At 64.9% G+C, this 14,864-nt stretch carries 28 protein-coding genes; all 28 read left to right on the plus strand.

The features are described from left to right. Nucleotides 1-134 precede the first annotated feature (134 nt). On the plus strand, nucleotides 135-443 hold the full coding sequence (rpsJ, locus tag EJC49_RS19065) for a 30S ribosomal protein S10 (RefSeq protein WP_072606015.1): 309 nt from the start codon (nucleotides 135-137) through the stop codon (nucleotides 441-443). A 60-nt stretch (nucleotides 444-503) separates the two neighbouring features. Continuing rightward, complete coding sequence (gene rplC, locus EJC49_RS19070; protein ID WP_126701530.1) at nucleotides 504-1,211, plus strand: 50S ribosomal protein L3; 708 nt, start codon at nucleotides 504-506, stop codon at nucleotides 1,209-1,211. Next, on the plus strand, nucleotides 1,211-1,831 hold the full coding sequence (gene rplD, locus EJC49_RS19075; protein ID WP_126701531.1) for a 50S ribosomal protein L4: 621 nt from the start codon (nucleotides 1,211-1,213) through the stop codon (nucleotides 1,829-1,831). The genes rplC and rplD overlap by 1 nt, the downstream gene beginning before the upstream one ends. Then, nucleotides 1,828-2,121, plus strand: a complete 294-nt coding sequence (locus tag EJC49_RS19080; protein ID WP_126701532.1) for a 50S ribosomal protein L23 — start codon at nucleotides 1,828-1,830, stop codon at nucleotides 2,119-2,121. The genes rplD and EJC49_RS19080 overlap by 4 nt, the downstream gene beginning before the upstream one ends. 18 nt (nucleotides 2,122-2,139) lie before the next feature. Beyond that, nucleotides 2,140-2,973, plus strand: a complete 834-nt coding sequence (gene rplB / locus EJC49_RS19085; protein WP_126701533.1) for a 50S ribosomal protein L2 — start codon at nucleotides 2,140-2,142, stop codon at nucleotides 2,971-2,973. Nucleotides 2,974-2,987: 14 nt separating this feature from the next. After that, nucleotides 2,988-3,266, plus strand: coding sequence for a 30S ribosomal protein S19 (rpsS, locus tag EJC49_RS19090; RefSeq protein WP_126701534.1), 279 nt, complete (start codon nucleotides 2,988-2,990; stop codon nucleotides 3,264-3,266). 2 nt (nucleotides 3,267-3,268) lie between these two features. Beyond that, complete coding sequence (rplV, locus tag EJC49_RS19095; protein ID WP_126701535.1) at nucleotides 3,269-3,658, plus strand: 50S ribosomal protein L22; 390 nt, start codon at nucleotides 3,269-3,271, stop codon at nucleotides 3,656-3,658. Further along, nucleotides 3,658-4,374, plus strand: coding sequence for a 30S ribosomal protein S3 (gene rpsC, locus EJC49_RS19100; protein WP_126701536.1), 717 nt, complete (start codon nucleotides 3,658-3,660; stop codon nucleotides 4,372-4,374). The genes rplV and rpsC overlap by 1 nt, the downstream gene beginning before the upstream one ends. A 33-nt stretch (nucleotides 4,375-4,407) precedes the next feature. Beyond that, complete coding sequence (gene rplP / locus EJC49_RS19105) at nucleotides 4,408-4,821, plus strand: 50S ribosomal protein L16 (protein WP_126701537.1); 414 nt, start codon at nucleotides 4,408-4,410, stop codon at nucleotides 4,819-4,821. Between the two features lie 13 nt (nucleotides 4,822-4,834). Continuing rightward, entirely contained in the window at nucleotides 4,835-5,035 is a 201-nt protein-coding gene (rpmC, locus tag EJC49_RS19110; RefSeq protein WP_126701538.1) for a 50S ribosomal protein L29, read from the plus strand. Between the two features lie 10 nt (nucleotides 5,036-5,045). Further along, nucleotides 5,046-5,297 (plus strand): 30S ribosomal protein S17, encoded by a 252-nt coding sequence (gene rpsQ / locus EJC49_RS19115; RefSeq protein ID WP_126701539.1) that lies wholly within the window; start codon nucleotides 5,046-5,048, stop codon nucleotides 5,295-5,297. 62 nt (nucleotides 5,298-5,359) lie between these two features. After that, on the plus strand, nucleotides 5,360-5,728 hold the full coding sequence (gene rplN / locus EJC49_RS19120) for a 50S ribosomal protein L14 (protein ID WP_126701540.1): 369 nt from the start codon (nucleotides 5,360-5,362) through the stop codon (nucleotides 5,726-5,728). Between the two features lie 12 nt (nucleotides 5,729-5,740). After that, entirely contained in the window at nucleotides 5,741-6,052 is a 312-nt protein-coding gene (gene rplX / locus EJC49_RS19125) for a 50S ribosomal protein L24 (protein ID WP_126701541.1), read from the plus strand. Then, nucleotides 6,045-6,602, plus strand: a complete 558-nt coding sequence (gene rplE / locus EJC49_RS19130) for a 50S ribosomal protein L5 (RefSeq protein ID WP_126701542.1) — start codon at nucleotides 6,045-6,047, stop codon at nucleotides 6,600-6,602. Before rplX ends, rplE begins: the two co-directional genes overlap by 8 nt. A gap of 27 nt (nucleotides 6,603-6,629) precedes the next feature. Then, nucleotides 6,630-6,935 (plus strand): 30S ribosomal protein S14, encoded by a 306-nt coding sequence (gene rpsN / locus EJC49_RS19135; RefSeq protein WP_126701543.1) that lies wholly within the window; start codon nucleotides 6,630-6,632, stop codon nucleotides 6,933-6,935. 12 nt (nucleotides 6,936-6,947) lie between these two features. Further along, complete coding sequence (gene rpsH / locus EJC49_RS19140) at nucleotides 6,948-7,346, plus strand: 30S ribosomal protein S8 (RefSeq protein ID WP_126701544.1); 399 nt, start codon at nucleotides 6,948-6,950, stop codon at nucleotides 7,344-7,346. 41 nt (nucleotides 7,347-7,387) lie between these two features. After that, nucleotides 7,388-7,921: a 50S ribosomal protein L6 gene (gene rplF, locus EJC49_RS19145; RefSeq protein WP_126701545.1), complete on the plus strand. Its 534-nt coding sequence runs from the start codon at nucleotides 7,388-7,390 to the stop codon at nucleotides 7,919-7,921. 79 nt (nucleotides 7,922-8,000) lie between these two features. Continuing rightward, a complete protein-coding gene (rplR, locus tag EJC49_RS19150; protein ID WP_126701546.1) occupies nucleotides 8,001-8,360 on the plus strand; it encodes a 50S ribosomal protein L18 in 360 nt (119 codons plus the stop codon). A 76-nt stretch (nucleotides 8,361-8,436) separates the two neighbouring features. After that, nucleotides 8,437-8,997, plus strand: a complete 561-nt coding sequence (gene rpsE / locus EJC49_RS19155; protein ID WP_126701547.1) for a 30S ribosomal protein S5 — start codon at nucleotides 8,437-8,439, stop codon at nucleotides 8,995-8,997. 28 nt (nucleotides 8,998-9,025) lie between these two features. Then, nucleotides 9,026-9,220 carry a 50S ribosomal protein L30 gene (gene rpmD / locus EJC49_RS19160; RefSeq protein ID WP_126701548.1) on the plus strand — a complete coding sequence of 65 codons (195 nt, stop codon included), beginning with the start codon at nucleotides 9,026-9,028 and terminating at the stop codon, nucleotides 9,218-9,220. 19 nt (nucleotides 9,221-9,239) lie between these two features. Continuing rightward, nucleotides 9,240-9,710, plus strand: coding sequence for a 50S ribosomal protein L15 (gene rplO / locus EJC49_RS19165; RefSeq protein ID WP_126701549.1), 471 nt, complete (start codon nucleotides 9,240-9,242; stop codon nucleotides 9,708-9,710). 121 nt (nucleotides 9,711-9,831) lie between these two features. Continuing rightward, on the plus strand, nucleotides 9,832-11,172 hold the full coding sequence (secY, locus tag EJC49_RS19170; protein WP_126701550.1) for a preprotein translocase subunit SecY: 1,341 nt from the start codon (nucleotides 9,832-9,834) through the stop codon (nucleotides 11,170-11,172). Then, nucleotides 11,169-11,765, plus strand: a complete 597-nt coding sequence (locus EJC49_RS19175) for an adenylate kinase (protein WP_126701551.1) — start codon at nucleotides 11,169-11,171, stop codon at nucleotides 11,763-11,765. Before secY ends, EJC49_RS19175 begins: the two co-directional genes overlap by 4 nt. Nucleotides 11,766-11,949: 184 nt before the next feature. Beyond that, on the plus strand, nucleotides 11,950-12,318 hold the full coding sequence (rpsM, locus tag EJC49_RS19180) for a 30S ribosomal protein S13 (protein WP_126701552.1): 369 nt from the start codon (nucleotides 11,950-11,952) through the stop codon (nucleotides 12,316-12,318). A 144-nt stretch (nucleotides 12,319-12,462) separates the two neighbouring features. Beyond that, entirely contained in the window at nucleotides 12,463-12,852 is a 390-nt protein-coding gene (gene rpsK, locus EJC49_RS19185; RefSeq protein WP_126701553.1) for a 30S ribosomal protein S11, read from the plus strand. Between the two features lie 106 nt (nucleotides 12,853-12,958). Further along, nucleotides 12,959-13,969 carry a DNA-directed RNA polymerase subunit alpha gene (locus EJC49_RS19190; RefSeq protein ID WP_126701554.1) on the plus strand — a complete coding sequence of 337 codons (1,011 nt, stop codon included), beginning with the start codon at nucleotides 12,959-12,961 and terminating at the stop codon, nucleotides 13,967-13,969. Nucleotides 13,970-14,081: 112 nt separating this feature from the next. Further along, the gene (gene rplQ / locus EJC49_RS19195) at nucleotides 14,082-14,510 is read left to right on the plus strand and encodes a 50S ribosomal protein L17 (RefSeq protein ID WP_126701555.1); all 429 of its coding nucleotides are present in this window, start codon (nucleotides 14,082-14,084) and stop codon (nucleotides 14,508-14,510) included. Nucleotides 14,511-14,678: 168 nt separating this feature from the next. Next, nucleotides 14,679-14,864: hypothetical protein (locus tag EJC49_RS19200; protein WP_148106314.1), on the plus strand; the 186-nt coding region annotated here is incomplete at its 3' end.

Genomic DNA, 14,864 nt, shown 5'->3' on the forward strand with positions numbered 1-14,864 from the left:
CTTCGCCATCCGTGAAGGCGGCCGTACCGTCGGGTCCGGCATCGTCGCATCCATCGTCGAGTAACAAGAAGAATAACGGTCTGTCGCGGGCGGGGGTCGCCCGCGCCCGCGAAAGACTTGAAGGAAATTGACGCATGAACGGTCAGAACATCCGCATTCGCCTGAAAGCGTTCGACCATCGGGTTCTCGACGCTTCCACGCGCGAGATCGTGTCGACGGCCAAGCGCACCGGCGCCAGCGTTCGCGGTCCGGTTCCGCTGCCGACGCGGATCGAAAAATTCACGGTCAACCGCTCGCCGCACATCGACAAGAAGAGCCGCGAGCAGTTCGAGATGCGGACGCACAAGCGGCTCCTCGACATCGTCGATCCGACGCCGCAGACGGTGGACGCACTCATGAAGCTCGACCTCGCCGCAGGCGTCGACGTCGAGATCAAGCTTTAAGCGGGCAAAAGGCAGGCAGGGGTGACCCGGGCCTGGAACCCTGAAAAGGAATTCGAACCGATGCGTTCAGGTGTTATCGCACAGAAAATCGGGATGACGCGCATCTACAACGACGCGGGCGAACACGTGCCCGTGACGGTCCTCCGGATGGAGAACTGCCAGGTCGTTGCACAGCGCACCCAGGAAAAGAACGGCTATACCGCCGTGCAGCTCGGTGTCGGGCTCGCGAAGGTGAAGAACACGTCGAAGTCGATGCGCGGCCATTTCGCGACCGCCTCCGTCGAGCCGAAGTCGAAGGTCGCCGAGTTCCGCGTCTCCCCCGAGCACATGCTCGAGGTCGGCTCCGAGATCACGGCCGATCATTTCGTCCCCGGCCAGAAGGTCGACGTGACGGGCACTTCGATCGGCAAGGGCTTCCAGGGCGTCATCAAGCGGCACAACTTCGGTGGCGGCCGCGCGACCCACGGCAACTCCGTGTCGCACCGCACGCACGGCTCGACCGGCCAGCGCCAGGACCCCGGCAAGGTGTTCAAGGGCAAGAAGATGGCCGGCCACATGGGCAACACCCGCGTCACGACGCAGAACGTCGAGATCGTGTCGACCGACACCGATCGCGGCCTGATCCTGATCCGCGGCGCCGTTCCCGGCTCCAAGGGCGCCTGGATCCTGGTGCGCGACGCGGCCAAGGTCTCGCTGCCCGACAATGCGCCGAAGCCGGCCGCGCTGCGGGCCAAGAATGAAGCTCCGGCCGTCGAAGGAGCCGCGTGATGGACATCAAGATTACGACGCTGAGCGGCGACGACGCCGGCCAGGTGACGCTGTCGGACGAGATCTTCGGTCTCGTCCCGCGCGAGGACATCCTCCAGCGCGTCGTGCGCTGGCAGCTGGCCAAGAAGCGCCAGGGCACGCACAAGGCGAAGGGCCGGTCGGAGATCGCCCGCACCGGCGCCAAGATGTACAAGCAGAAGGGAACGGGCCGCGCCCGCCACCATTCGGCTCGCGCTCCGCAGTTCCGCGGCGGCGGCAAGGCCCACGGCCCGGTCGTCCGCAGCCACGAGCACGACCTTCCCAAGAAGGTGCGCGCGCTCGGGCTCAAGCATGCCCTGTCGGCGAAGGCTCAGTCCTCGAGCCTGATCGTGGTCGACGAGCTGATGCTGAGCGAGGCCAAGACGAAGGCGCTGCTGCAGAGCTTCGCGACGCTCGGCGTGTCGAACGCGCTGATGATCGGCGGGGCCGAAGTCGACCTCGGCTTCAAGCGCGCCGCGGCCAACATCCCGAACATCGACGTGCTGCCGGTCCAGGGCATCAACGTCTACGACATTCTGCGCCGCGGTACGCTCGTCCTCTCGAAGGCGGCTGTCGAGGCCCTCGAGGAGCGCTTCAAATGACTGACCTTCGCCACTACGACGTGATCGTCAGCCCGGCGATCACGGAAAAGTCCACCATGGCGTCCGAGTACAACCAGGTCGTCTTCAATGTTGCCCGCAAGGCCACCAAGCCCGAGATCAAGGCTGCCATCGAGGCGCTCTTCGGCGTGAAGGTCCGCGCGGTCAACACCCAGATCCGCAAGGGCAAGGTCAAGCGCTTCCGTGGAACGGTCGGCCGCCTGAGCGATGTCAAGAAGGCGGTCGTGACGCTGGCCGAAGGCCACTCCATCGACGTCGCAACCGGTCTCTGAGAGGCTTGAGGTAACGATATGGCACTCAAGAATTACAATCCGGTGACGCCCAGCCAGCGACAGCTGGTGATCGTCGACCGCTCCGGCCTCTACAAGGGCAAGCCGGTCAAGGGCCTCACCGAGGGCCTGACCAAGTCCGGCGGCCGCAACAATTACGGCCGCGTGACGGCCCGCTTCATCGGCGGCGGTCACAAGCGGACCTACCGCATCATCGACTTCAAGCGCCGCAAGTTCGACGTGGTGGCGACGGTGGAGCGGCTGGAATACGATCCGAACCGCACCGCCTTCATCGCGCTCATCCGCTACGACGACGGCGAGCTGTCCTACATCCTGGCGCCGCAGCGCCTGGTGGCGGGCGACAAGGTGATCGCCAGCCAGCAGGCCGACGTGAAGCCGGGCAACGCGATGCCGCTGTCGGCGATGCCGGTGGGCACGATCGTGCACAATGTCGAGCTGAAGCCGGGCAAGGGCGGCCAGGTTGCCCGCTCCGCCGGCGCCTACGTGCAGCTCGTCGGACGCGACCAGGGCATGGCGATCCTTCGCCTGACCTCGGGCGAGCAGCGCATCGTGCACGGCTCGTGCATGGCGACGGTCGGCGCGGTGTCGAACGCCGACCACGGCAACATCAACGACGGCAAGGCCGGTCGCACCCGCTGGCGCGGCAAGCGCCCGCACAATCGCGGCGTCTCGATGAACCCGGTCGACCACCCGCACGGCGGTGGCGAAGGCCGCACCTCCGGTGGCCGCCACCCGGTTTCGCCCTGGGGCAAGCCGACCAAGGGCAAGCGGACGCGGTCCAACAAGGCGACCGACAAGTTCATCATGCGCTCGCGCCACGCGCGCAAGAGCTAAGAAGAGGTAGAGACGTGACCCGTTCAGTCTGGAAAGGCCCGTTCATCGACGGCTATCTGCTGAAGAAGGCAGAGAAGGTTCGTGACAGCGGCCGCAACGAGGTGATCAAGATGTGGAGCCGTCGCTCCACCATCCTGCCGCAGTTCGTCGGCCTCACCTTCGGCGTCTACAACGGCCAGAAGCACATCCCCGTCAACGTGTCGGAAGACATGGTCGGCCACAAGTTCGGCGAGTTCTCGCCGACCCGGACCTATTACGGGCACGGCGCGGACAAGAAGTCGAAGAGGAAGTAATCATGGGCAAGGCCAAAGCTCCGCGCAGGCTTGCTGACAACGAGGCTCGCGCCGTCCTGCGCACGATCCGCGTCAGCCCGCAGAAGCTGAATCTCGTTGCCGCGCTCATCCGCGGCAAGAAGGTGGCGACCGCGCTCGCCGAACTGGAGTTCTCGCGCAAGCGGATCGCCGACACGGTGCGCAAGACGCTCGAATCGGCCATCGCCAATGCCGAGAACAACCATGACCTCGACGTCGACGCGCTCGTCGTCGCCGAGGCCTATGTCGGCAAGTCGATCGTGATGAAGCGCTTCCACGCCCGTGGCCGTGGCCGCGCCAGCCGCATCGAGAAGCCGTTCTCGCACCTGACGATCGTCGTTCGCGAAGTCGAAGAGCAAGTGGAGGCCGCCTGATGGGCCAGAAAGTCAACCCGATCGGCCTGCGCCTCGGGATCAACCGCACCTGGGATTCGCGCTGGTATGCAAACACCGGCGAGTACGGCCAGCTGCTTCACGAAGACATCAAGATCCGCAACTATCTGATGAACGAGCTGAAGCAGGCGGCGATCTCCAAGGTGGTGATCGAGCGTCCGCACAAGAAGTGCCGCGTGACGATCCACGCCGCGCGTCCGGGCCTGATCATCGGCAAGAAGGGCGCCGACATCGAGAAGCTTCGCAAGAAGCTGATGGAGATGACGAAGTCCGAGACCCACCTCAACATCGTCGAGGTGCGCAAGCCCGAGATCGACGCCACGCTGGTCGCGCAGTCCATCGCGCAGCAGCTCGAGCGCCGCATCGCCTTCCGCCGCGCCATGAAGCGCGCGGTCCAGTCGGCCATGCGCCTCGGCGCCGAGGGCATCCGCATCAACTGCTCGGGCCGTCTCGGCGGTGCCGAAATCGCCCGCATGGAATGGTACCGCGAGGGCCGCGTTCCGCTGCACACGCTGCGCGCCGACGTCGACTACGGCACGGCCGAGGCCAAGACGGCCTATGGCATCTGCGGCGTGAAGGTCTGGGTGTTCAAGGGCGAGATCCTCGAGCACGACCCGATGGCTTCGGAGCGTCGGGCGACCGAGGGCGAGGCGTCTTCGGGTGGCGGCGGTCGCCGTCGCGAACGCGAACACGCCTGAGCGGCAACAGGATTGAATTCGGAGTAGACAGAGATGCTGCAGCCAAAGCGCACGAAGTTCCGCAAGCAGTTCAAGGGCCGTATCCATGGCGCTGCGAAGGGCGGGACCAACCTGGATTTCGGCGCTTTCGGATTGAAGGCGCTGGAGCCCGAGCGCGTCACCGCGCGTCAGATCGAGGCGGCCCGCCGCGCGATCACGCGTGAGATGAAGCGCCAGGGCCGCGTCTGGATCCGGATCTTCCCGGACGTTCCGGTCACCTCGAAGCCGACCGAAGTCCGCATGGGCAAGGGCAAGGGTTCGGTGGACTTCTGGGCCTGCCGGGTGAAGCCGGGCCGCGTGATGTTCGAGATCGACGGCGTCTCGGAAGTGATCGCGCGTGAAGCGCTGCGCCTCGGCGCCGCCAAGCTGCCGGTCAGGACGCGCTTCGTACAGCGCATTGCGGAATAGGGAAGGGCGACAGATGAAAGCCTCCGACGTCCGGGCCAAGTCGCCCGACCAGCTCAACGACGAGCTCGCCAGCCTCAAGAAGGAGCAGTTCAACCTGCGCTTCCAGAAGGCCACCGGCCAGCTCGAGAAGACCGCGCGCGTGAAGGAAGTCCGCCGGGACATCGCGCGCATCAAGACCATCGCCGCCGAGAAATCGGCAGGCAAGAAGGCTTAAGGACAAGACCATGCCAAAGCGCATCCTGCAGGGCACCGTCGTCAGCGACAAGAACGACAAGACGGTCGTCGTCAAGGTCGAACGCCGCTTCACGCATCCGGTGATGAAGAAGACCGTTCGCATGTCGAAGAAGTACAAGGCGCACGACGAGACCAACGCCCACAAGGTCGGGGACCAGGTGTTCATTCAGGAATCGAAGCCGATTTCGAAGGACAAGTGCTGGGTCGTCCTGACCGAGGCGCAGGCCGAAGCGCAGGCATAAACAGACAACGTACGGCCGCAGGGCAGGCGCCCGCGGACCGGTGAATAAGAAGGCGGCCAGTCATGATTCAGATGCAGACTAACCTCGACGTAGCCGACAATTCGGGCGCGCGTCGTGTCATGTGCATCAAGGTGCTCGGCGGTTCCAAGCGCAAGTACGCTTCGGTCGGCGACATCATCGTCGTGTCGATCAAGGAAGCGATCCCGCGCGGAAAGGTCAAGAAGGGCGACGTGATGAAGGCCGTGGTGGTTCGTACCGCCAAGGACATCCGCCGCGCCGACGGCAGCGTGATCCGGTTCGACAAGAACGCGGCCGTTCTCGTCGACAACAAGAAAGAGCCGGTTGGTACGCGTATCTTCGGTCCGGTTCCGCGCGAGCTTCGCGCCAAGAACCACATGAAGATCATCTCGCTCGCGCCGGAAGTGCTGTAAGGAGCCCGACCAATGCAGAAGATTCGCAAAGGCGACAAGGTCGTCGTGCTTGCCGGCAAGGACAAGGGCCGCACCGGCGAGGTCCTGCGCATGATGCCGAAGGAAGACAAGGCACTCGTGCGCGGCATCAACATCATCCGTCGCCACCAGAGGCAGTCCCAGACGACCGAAGGCGGCATCATTTCCAAGGAAGCGCCGATCCACGTTTCCAACATCGCGATCGCCGATCCCAAGGACGGCAAGCCGACCCGCGTCGGCTTCGAGGTGAAGGATGGCAAGAAGGTGCGCGTCGCCAAGCGTTCGGGAGCCTCGATCGATGTCTAATACCGCTTACGAGCCGCGCCTGAAGGCCGCCTTCCGCGATACGATCCGGAAGGCGATGCAGGAGCAGTTCAACTACGAGAACGAGATGCAGATCCCGCGTCTCGACAAGATCGTCATCAACATGGGCGTCGGCGAGGCGACCGCGGATTCGAAGAAGCCGACGGTTGCAGCCGAGGACCTGGCGATGATCGCGGGCCAGAAGGCCGTGGTGACGCGCGCCCGCACGTCGATCGCCGGCTTCAAGGTGCGCGAGAACATGCCGATCGGCGCGAAGGTGACCCTGCGCAAGGATCGCATGTACGAGTTCCTGGATCGCCTGATCACGATCGCGCTGCCGCGCGTTCGCGACTTCCGCGGTCTCAATCCCAAGAGCTTCGACGGCCGCGGCAACTTCGCCATGGGCGTCAAGGAGCACATCGTGTTCCCGGAGATCAACTACGACAAGGTCGATCAGATCTGGGGCATGGACATCATCGTCTGTACGACTGCGAAGACGAATGACGAGGCCCGGGCGCTGCTCAAGGCCTTCAACTTCCCCTTTCGGCAGTAACGGCGGCGAGAGAAGGATTTAACGAGAATGGCCAAGACCAGCTCAATCGAGAAGAACAACAAGCGGCGCAAGCTCGTGGACCTGTATGCTGCCAAGCGCAAGGCGCTCAAGGCAATCATCATGAACCAGGATCTGCCGCTCGAGGACCGCTTCCGCGCCCAGCTGAAGCTTGCGGCGATGCCGCGCAACTCCGCGCGCAACCGCATCCGCAATCGCTGCGAAGTCACGGGCCGTCCGCGCGCCTATTATCGCAAGTTGAAGATGTCGCGTATCGCGCTGCGCGAACTCGGCTCGCTCGGGCTCGTCCCGGGCCTGGTCAAGTCGAGCTGGTAAGGAGGACGAACGATGTCCATGAGTGATCCGCTCGGCGATATGCTGACCCGCATCCGCAACGCCATCGGCCGTCGCAAGACGAAGGTCTCGACGCCCGCGTCGAAGCTGCGCGCCCGCGTTCTGGAAGTGCTGAAGAGCGAAGGCTACATCCGCGATTTCAGCCAGACCGATTTCGACAACGGCAAGTCGGAGATCGAGATCGAGCTGAAGTATTTCGACGGCGTTCCGGTGATCCGCGAGATCGCCCGCGTGTCGAAGCCCGGCCGCCGCGTCTACGTTTCGGCCAAGACCATTCCGCAGGTCGCCAACGGCCTCGGCATCTCGATCCTGTCGACGCCGAAGGGCGTGATGGCCGATCACGAGGCGCGCGAGCAGAACGTCGGCGGCGAAGTGCTCTGCCGCATCTTCTGATGCGGCGAGCCTGAACCAGGAACAGGAACGAGGACAAGACCATGTCTCGTATTGGCAAGAAACCCGTCTCGGTGCCGCAGGGCGTCACCGCCTCCATCGACGGCAAGACCGTCGTGGCCAAGGGGCCGAAGGGTGAACTGAAGTTCGTCGTCAACGACGAGGTGCTGGTCAAGATGGAAGACGGCGCGATCGCCGTCGATCCCCGCGACCAGACCAAGACCGCGCGCTCGAAGTGGGGCATGTCCCGCACGCAGATCGCCAACATCCTGGCGGGCGTGAAGGACGGCTTCGAGAAGAAGCTCGAGATCACCGGCGTCGGCTATCGCGCCACCATGCAGGGCAAGAACCTGCAGTTGGCTCTTGGCTTCAGCCACGACGTCGTCTACGAGACGCCCGAAGGCATCACCATCGCGACGCCGAAGCCCACGGAGATCGTGGTGACCGGCATCGACAAGCAGAAGGTGGGCCAGGTCGCGGCTGAAATCCGCGTGTACCGCGGTCCGGAACCCTACAAGGGCAAGGGCGTGCGCTACGCGGGCGAGAAGATCGTCCGCAAGGAAGGCAAGAAGAAGTAACGCCGCGGGCAGCGGTCGCGGGAGGTTTCACCTACCGCACAGGGCCGCACCCGTCTGTTGAAGGCAAGGACGAAACGAAATGGCTTCCAAACTCTCCACGACGAAGCGCGCCATGCGCATTCGCAAGCAGATCAAGAAGGTTGCGAACGGGCGTCCGCGCCTGTCCGTGCACCGCTCGTCGAAGCACATCTACGCGCAGATCATCGACGACGCCCAGGGCCACACGCTGGCCGCCGCCTCCACGCTCGAGGCGGATCTGAAGGGCTCGCTGAAGACCGGCGCCGATTCCGCCGCAGCCGCCGCCGTCGGCAAGCTGGTTGCGGAGCGCGCGGTGAAGGCCGGCGTCACCGAGGTCGTGTTCGACCGCGGCGCCTACATCTACCACGGCCGCGTCAAGGCTCTCGCCGACGCCGCCCGCGAAGGTGGCCTGAGCTTCTGATTTTCGCCGCCGCCGGGCTTCAGGCCCCGCGGCACCCATCAACCCGTGCTACCGGAAAAGAACAAGGAACGAGGATATGGCACAGGAACGCAGGGATGGCGGCCGTGGCCGCGACCGCGAGGAACGCGATGACGGCATGGTGGACAAGCTCGTCCACATCAACCGCGTCGCCAAGGTGGTCAAGGGTGGTCGTCGCTTCGGCTTCGCCGCTCTCGTCGTCGTCGGCGACCAGAAGGGTCGCGTCGGCTTCGGACATGGCAAGGCGCGCGAAGTGCCGGAAGCCATCCGCAAGGCGACCGAAGCCGCCAAGCGCGACATGATCTTCGTGCCGCTGCGCGGCGGCCGCACGCTGCACCACGACGTGACCGGGCGCCATGGCGCCGGCCGCGTCCTGCTGCGCACGGCCAAGGCCGGTACCGGCATCATCGCGGGCGGCCCGATGCGCGCCGTCTTCGAGACGCTCGGCATGCATGACGTCGTCGCCAAGTCGATGGGGTCGTCCAACCCCTACAACATGGTGCGCGCGACCTTCGATGCCCTGAAGCACCAGATGCATCCCAAGGACATCGCAGCGCAGCGCGGCATCAAGTATTCCGCGATCCAGAGCCGCCGCGGCGCGGCCGTTGCAGACGAATAGTCAGCGGACGGCGAGAAGGAACACGCACATGGCTGAGAACAAGAAGACCGTCACGGTCGAGCAGATCGGCAGCCCGATCCGCCGCCCCTCCGAGCAGCGCGCGACGCTGGTCGGCCTGGGCCTCAACAAGATGCACCGCCGCCGGACGCTCGAGGATACGCCCTCGGTCCGCGGCATGATCGCGAAAGTGCAACACCTCGTCCGCGTCGTGGACGAGGCTTGACCGACGCGGGAGAAAGATCATGAAACTCAACGAACTCCGCGACAAGGAAGGCGCGACCCACTCGCGCAAGCGACTGGGTCGTGGCATCGGCTCGGGCACCGGCAAGACCGGTGGCCGCGGCGTGAAGGGCCAGAAGGCCCGTTCGGGCGTCGCCATCAACGGCTTCGAGGGCGGCCAGATGCCGCTCTATCGGCGCCTGCCCAAGCGCGGCTTCAAGAACATCTTCGCGAAGGACTACAACGTCGTTTCGCTCGGCCGCGTGCAGGTTGCGATCGACGCCGGCAAGCTCGACGCCGGCGAGACCGTGACCGAAGAGACGCTGATCAAGGCGGGCGTGCTGCGCCGCGCCAAGGCCGGCGTCCGGCTCCTCTCCGACGGCGAACTGAAGGGCAAGGTCGCGTTCGACGTGGCCGGCGCCTCGAAGGCCGCCATCGAGAAGGTCGAGAAGGCCGGCGGGTCGGTGAAGGTTCCGGAGAAGGCCGCCGAATAAGGTGGCCTTCCGGCTCGCGCCGTCGCTTGCATGATGGCCGGCCGGAGCCTATTTCCGGGCTTCGCAGTTGCGCGCCGCCCCTTCGGGCGGCTCGTCTGCGTCACGAAGCGGAGAATTTTCCATGGCATCTGCTGCCGAGCAACTCGCGTCGAATCTGAACTTCTCGGCCTTCGCCAAGGCGGAGGACCTGAAGAAGCGGATATGGTTCACGCTCGGGGCATTGCTGGTCTATCGCCTGGGAACCTACATCCCGATCCCGGGCATCAATCCCGACGCCTTCGCACAGGCCTTCCAGCAGCAGTCCGGCGGCGTTCTCGGCATGTTCAACATGTTCGCGGGCGGCGCGGTCGAGCGCATGGCGATCTTCGCGCTCGGCATCATGCCCTACATTTCCGCCTCCATCATCATGCAGCTGATGACGTCGGTCATTCCGACGCTCGAGCAGCTGAAGAAGGAAGGCGAGCAGGGCCGCAAGGTCATCAACCAGTACACCCGCTACGGCACCGTGCTGCTGGCGACGGTGCAGGCCTACGGCATTGCCGTCGGTCTCGAGAGCGGCACCGGGATCGTCACCGATCCGGGCTGGTTCTTCAAGCTTTCGGCCGTCATCACGCTGGTCGGCGGCACCATGTTCCTGATGTGGCTCGGCGAGCAGATCACCGCGCGCGGCATCGGCAACGGCATCTCGCTCATCATCTTCGCCGGCATCGTGGCGGGTCTTCCGAGCGCCATCGGCGGCACGCTTGAACTCGGACGCACCGGCGCGCTGTCCACCGCGATCATCCTGGCGATCATCGTGCTGGCGATCGTCGTCATCGGCATCATCGTGTTCTTCGAGCGCGCGCAGCGGCGGCTGCTGATCCAGTATCCGAAGCGCCAGGTCGGCAACCGCATGTTCCAGGGCGACACCTCGCACCTGCCGCTGAAGCTCAACACCGCGGGCGTCATCCCGCCGATCTTCGCCTCGTCGCTGCTTCTCTTGCCTGCGACGCTCGCCGGCTTCTCCGATTCGACCACGCTGCCGCCCTGGGCCAATTCGGTCCTGGCGACGCTCGGCCACGGCCAGCCGCTCTACATGCTGCTCTATGCGGGGCTGATCGGGTTCTTCGCCTTCTTCTACACGGCCATCGTGTTCAATCCCAAGGATACGGCCGACCAGCTGAAGAAGCATTCGGGCTTCATCCCCGGCTACCGTCCGGGCGAGCGGACCGCCGAATACATCGACTACGTGCTGACCCGCATCACGGTGGTCGGCGCGATCTATCTCATCCTCGTCTGTCTGCTGCCGGAGTTTCTCATTTCCGCCACTGGCGTTCCGTTCTACCTTGGTGGTACTTCGCTTCTGATCGTCGTCAGTGTAACCCTCGACACGGTGGCGCAGGTGCAGGGTCACCTGATTGCGCACCAGTATGAGGGGCTGATCAAGAAGTCGAAGCTCCGCGGAGGAAAACGAGGGAAATGAGGCTGATACTGCTGGGCCCGCCGGGGGCGGGGAAGGGGACGCAGGCACAGCGGCTGGTCGAGAAGCACGGGATACCGCAGCTTTCGACCGGCGACATGCTGCGCGCGGCGGTGAAGGCCGAAACGGATGTCGGCAAGCGCGCGAAGGCGGTGATGGACGCGGGCGAACTCGTGTCCGACGACATCGTCAACGCGATCGTTTCCGAGCGGATCGATGCGCCCGATTGCGCGAACGGCTTCATTCTCGACGGCTATCCCCGCACGCTCGCGCAGGCGGACGCGGTGCAGGAGATGCTGGACGCGAAGGGCATCGGCCTCGACATCGCCATCGAACTGGTGGTCGACGACAAGGCGCTGGTTGGGCGCATCGTCAAGCGCGCCGAGGAGGCCCTGGCCGCCGGCCAGCCGGTCCGCAAGGACGACAATCCGGTGGTGTTCGAGGAGCGGCTGCGGGAATATTACAAGAAGACCGCGCCGCTGATCGGCTACTACCATGCCAAGGGCCTGCTCAAGGGCGTCGACGGCATGAACGACATGGACACCGTCACGACCCAGATCGGACGGCTTCTGGACGACGTCGCATCGAAAAACTGAACCTGCGTGGTTGACGGACGGGGCGCACTGGACTATAGCGCCACGTCTCCCGCTCGCACAGGCTGTCAGCCGGGCCTCACAGGCTCGGCTTCGTCGTTCGAAGGGAACACCCGCAAGGGCCGGCCTCCACCGGACGCGGGGCAACACAAATAGCGCCGGTTCGCCGGCCCAGATGGAGAGAGACATGGCCCGTATCGCTGGCGTCAACATTCCGACCAACAAGCGCGTCGTCATCGCGCTGCAGTACATCCACGGAATCGGCGCGAAGTTCGCCCAGGAGATCGTGGAAAAGGTCGGCATCCCGGCCGAGCGTCGCGTTCACCAGCTGACGGACGCCGAGGTGCTGCAGATCCGCGAAGCCATCGACCGCGACTACCGCGTCGAGGGCGACCTGCGCCGCGAGACCTCCATGAACATCAAGCGCCTGATGGACCTGGGCTGCTACCGCGGCCTGCGTCACCGTCGTTCGCTGCCGGTTCGCGGCCAGCGCACGCACACCAACGCCCGCACCCGCAAGGGTCCGGCGAAGGCGATCGCCGGCAAGAAGAAGTAATTGTGCGAGTGGCGAATGGGCGAATGGGCGAATAGCGAATAGCCGGGCCGAGCCCTTCTGTTCGCCATTCGCCACTCACCATTCGCTTCCCGGGTGTAGCCGCTGGCATTACGGCGGCGTGGATATCGACAGAAAGGACTACCCATGGCCAAGGAAGCCGCACGCGTTCGTCGTCGTGAACGCAAGAACATCTCCTCGGGCGTCGCTCATGTGAGCTCGACCTTCAACAACACGATGATCACCATCACCGACGCGCAGGGCAACACGATCGCCTGGTCTTCGGCCGGCGCGCAGGGCTTCAAGGGCTCGCGCAAGTCGACCCCCTTCGCCGCGCAGATGGCGGCCGAGGATTGCGCCAAGAAGGCGCAGGAGCACGGCATGCGCCAGCTCGAGGTCGAGGTTTCGGGTCCCGGTTCGGGCCGTGAGTCGGCGCTGCGCGCCCTCCAGGCTGCCGGCTTCACCATCTCCTCGATCCGCGACGTGACGCCGATCCCGCACAATGGCTGCCGCCCGCGCAAGAAGCGGCGCGTCTGACGGCCTCATTCATCGATTGCCGCAAGGGCGCCATCCGGCGCCCCTCTACGGTTCTCCAGATCGCCCGCCACGATTGGATGGTGGCGGGGAAACGGAAGGACAGACCATGATCCAGAAAAACTGGCAGGAACTGATCAAGCCCAACAAGATCGAGTTCTCTTCCAAGAAGAAGACGCTCACCACGCTCGTCGCCGAGCCGCTGGAGCGGGGCTTCGGCCTCACCCTCGGCAATGCGCTGCGCCGCGTGCTGCTGTCGTCGCTGCGCGGCGCCGCCGTGACGGCGGTGCAGATCGACGGCGTGCTGCACGAGTTCTCCTCGATTCCCGGCGTGCGCGAGGATGTCACCGACATCATCCTGAACATCAAGGAAATCGCCATCAAGATGGAAGGCGACGGTCCCAAGCGCATGGTCGTGCGCAAGCAGGGTCCGGGCGCCGTCACCGCCGGTGACATCCAGACGGTGGGCGACGTCGAGATCCTGAACCCCGACCACGTGATCTGCACGCTCGACGAGGGCGCGGAGATCCGCATGGAGTTCACCGTCGACACCGGCAAGGGCTACGTGCCGGCCGAGCGCAACCGCGCCGAGGACGCGCCGATCGGACTCATCCCGGTCGACAGCCTCTATTCGCCGGTCAAGAAGGTCTCCTACAAGGTCGAGAACACCCGCGAGGGCCAGGTTCTCGACTATGACAAGCTGACCATGACGATCGAGACCGACGGTTCGATCTCGGGCGAGGATTCGGTGGCCTTCGCCGCGCGCATCCTGCAGGACCAGCTCGGCCTGTTCGTCAACTTCGACGAGCCGCAGAAGGCGCAGCCGGAGGAGCAGGTCACCGAGCTTGCCTTTAACCCGGCGCTGCTCAAGAAGGTGGACGAACTCGAACTGTCGGTTCGCTCGGCCAACTGCCTGAAGAACGACAACATCGTCTACATCGGCGATCTCATCCAGAAGACCGAGGCGGAGATGCTGCGCACGCCCAACTTCGGTCGCAAGTCGCTCAACGAGATCAAGGAAGTTCTCGCCGCGATGGGTCTCCATCTCGGCATGGAGGTCCAGGACTGGCCGCCGGAGAACATCGAAGACCTCGCCAAGCGGTACGAAGACCAGTACTGAGCGCGAATGGGGACTGGCGAATAGCGAACAGGGATGACCATTCGCACTTCGCTGTTCGCCACTCGCTCCCTAAACACCTGGCGCGACGCGCCGAAACCCTAGGAGACAAGCCATGCGCCATGGACGTTCCGGCCGCAAGCTGAACCGCACCTCGAGCCATCGCAAGGCCATGTTCACCAACATGGCGGCCTCGCTCATCGAGCACGAGCAGATCACGACGACCCTGCCCAAGGCGAAGGAGCTTCGTCCGATCGTGGAGAAGCTGGTGACGCTCGGCAAGCGCGGCGACCTGCATGCCCGCCGGCAGGCCATCTCGCAGGTCGGCAGCGCCGTCCTCGTCAAGCGCCTGTTCGACACGATCGCGCCGCGCTACGCGGAGCGCCACGGCGGCTACCTGCGCATCATGAAGGCCGGTTTCCGCTACGGCGACAACGCGGCCATGGCGGTGATCGAGTTCGTCGACCGCGACACCTCGGCCAAGGGCGCCGGCGACCGTGCCCGCACGGAAGCCGAAGCGTCCGAGGAAGCCGAAGCGGCCTGATTGGCGCACGAGACCGATTGTCAAGAAGGCCCCGCGGCGAAAGCCCCGGGGCCTTTCGGCGTTTCGCGCCCTGCGGCGTGAAAACCTCGGCCGCGCCTGTCGGCCAAGCCTTCCAATCCCCACATTGCTGGCTCTAAAGGAAAGCGTCGAGAGGCGGAGAGAATCGCAATGGCTTTCAAGGTTTCGGGTTTCGTCCACATCGCGCTCGCGGCGCTGGTCCTCGCGTCGCCGATGACGGCTTCGCCAGCGCAGGCCGAGGGCGGGCTGCGCGGGTTGCTGGAGGAGATCCTGCCCTTCGGCCGCAGCGACAGGCCGGCCGAGCCGCCGCAGGCGTCGGGCGAGGGGGCCGCGCCG

This window comes from Aquibium carbonis (assembly GCF_003970795.1).
Taxonomy (GTDB): Bacteria; Pseudomonadota; Alphaproteobacteria; order Rhizobiales; family Rhizobiaceae; genus Aquibium; species Aquibium carbonis.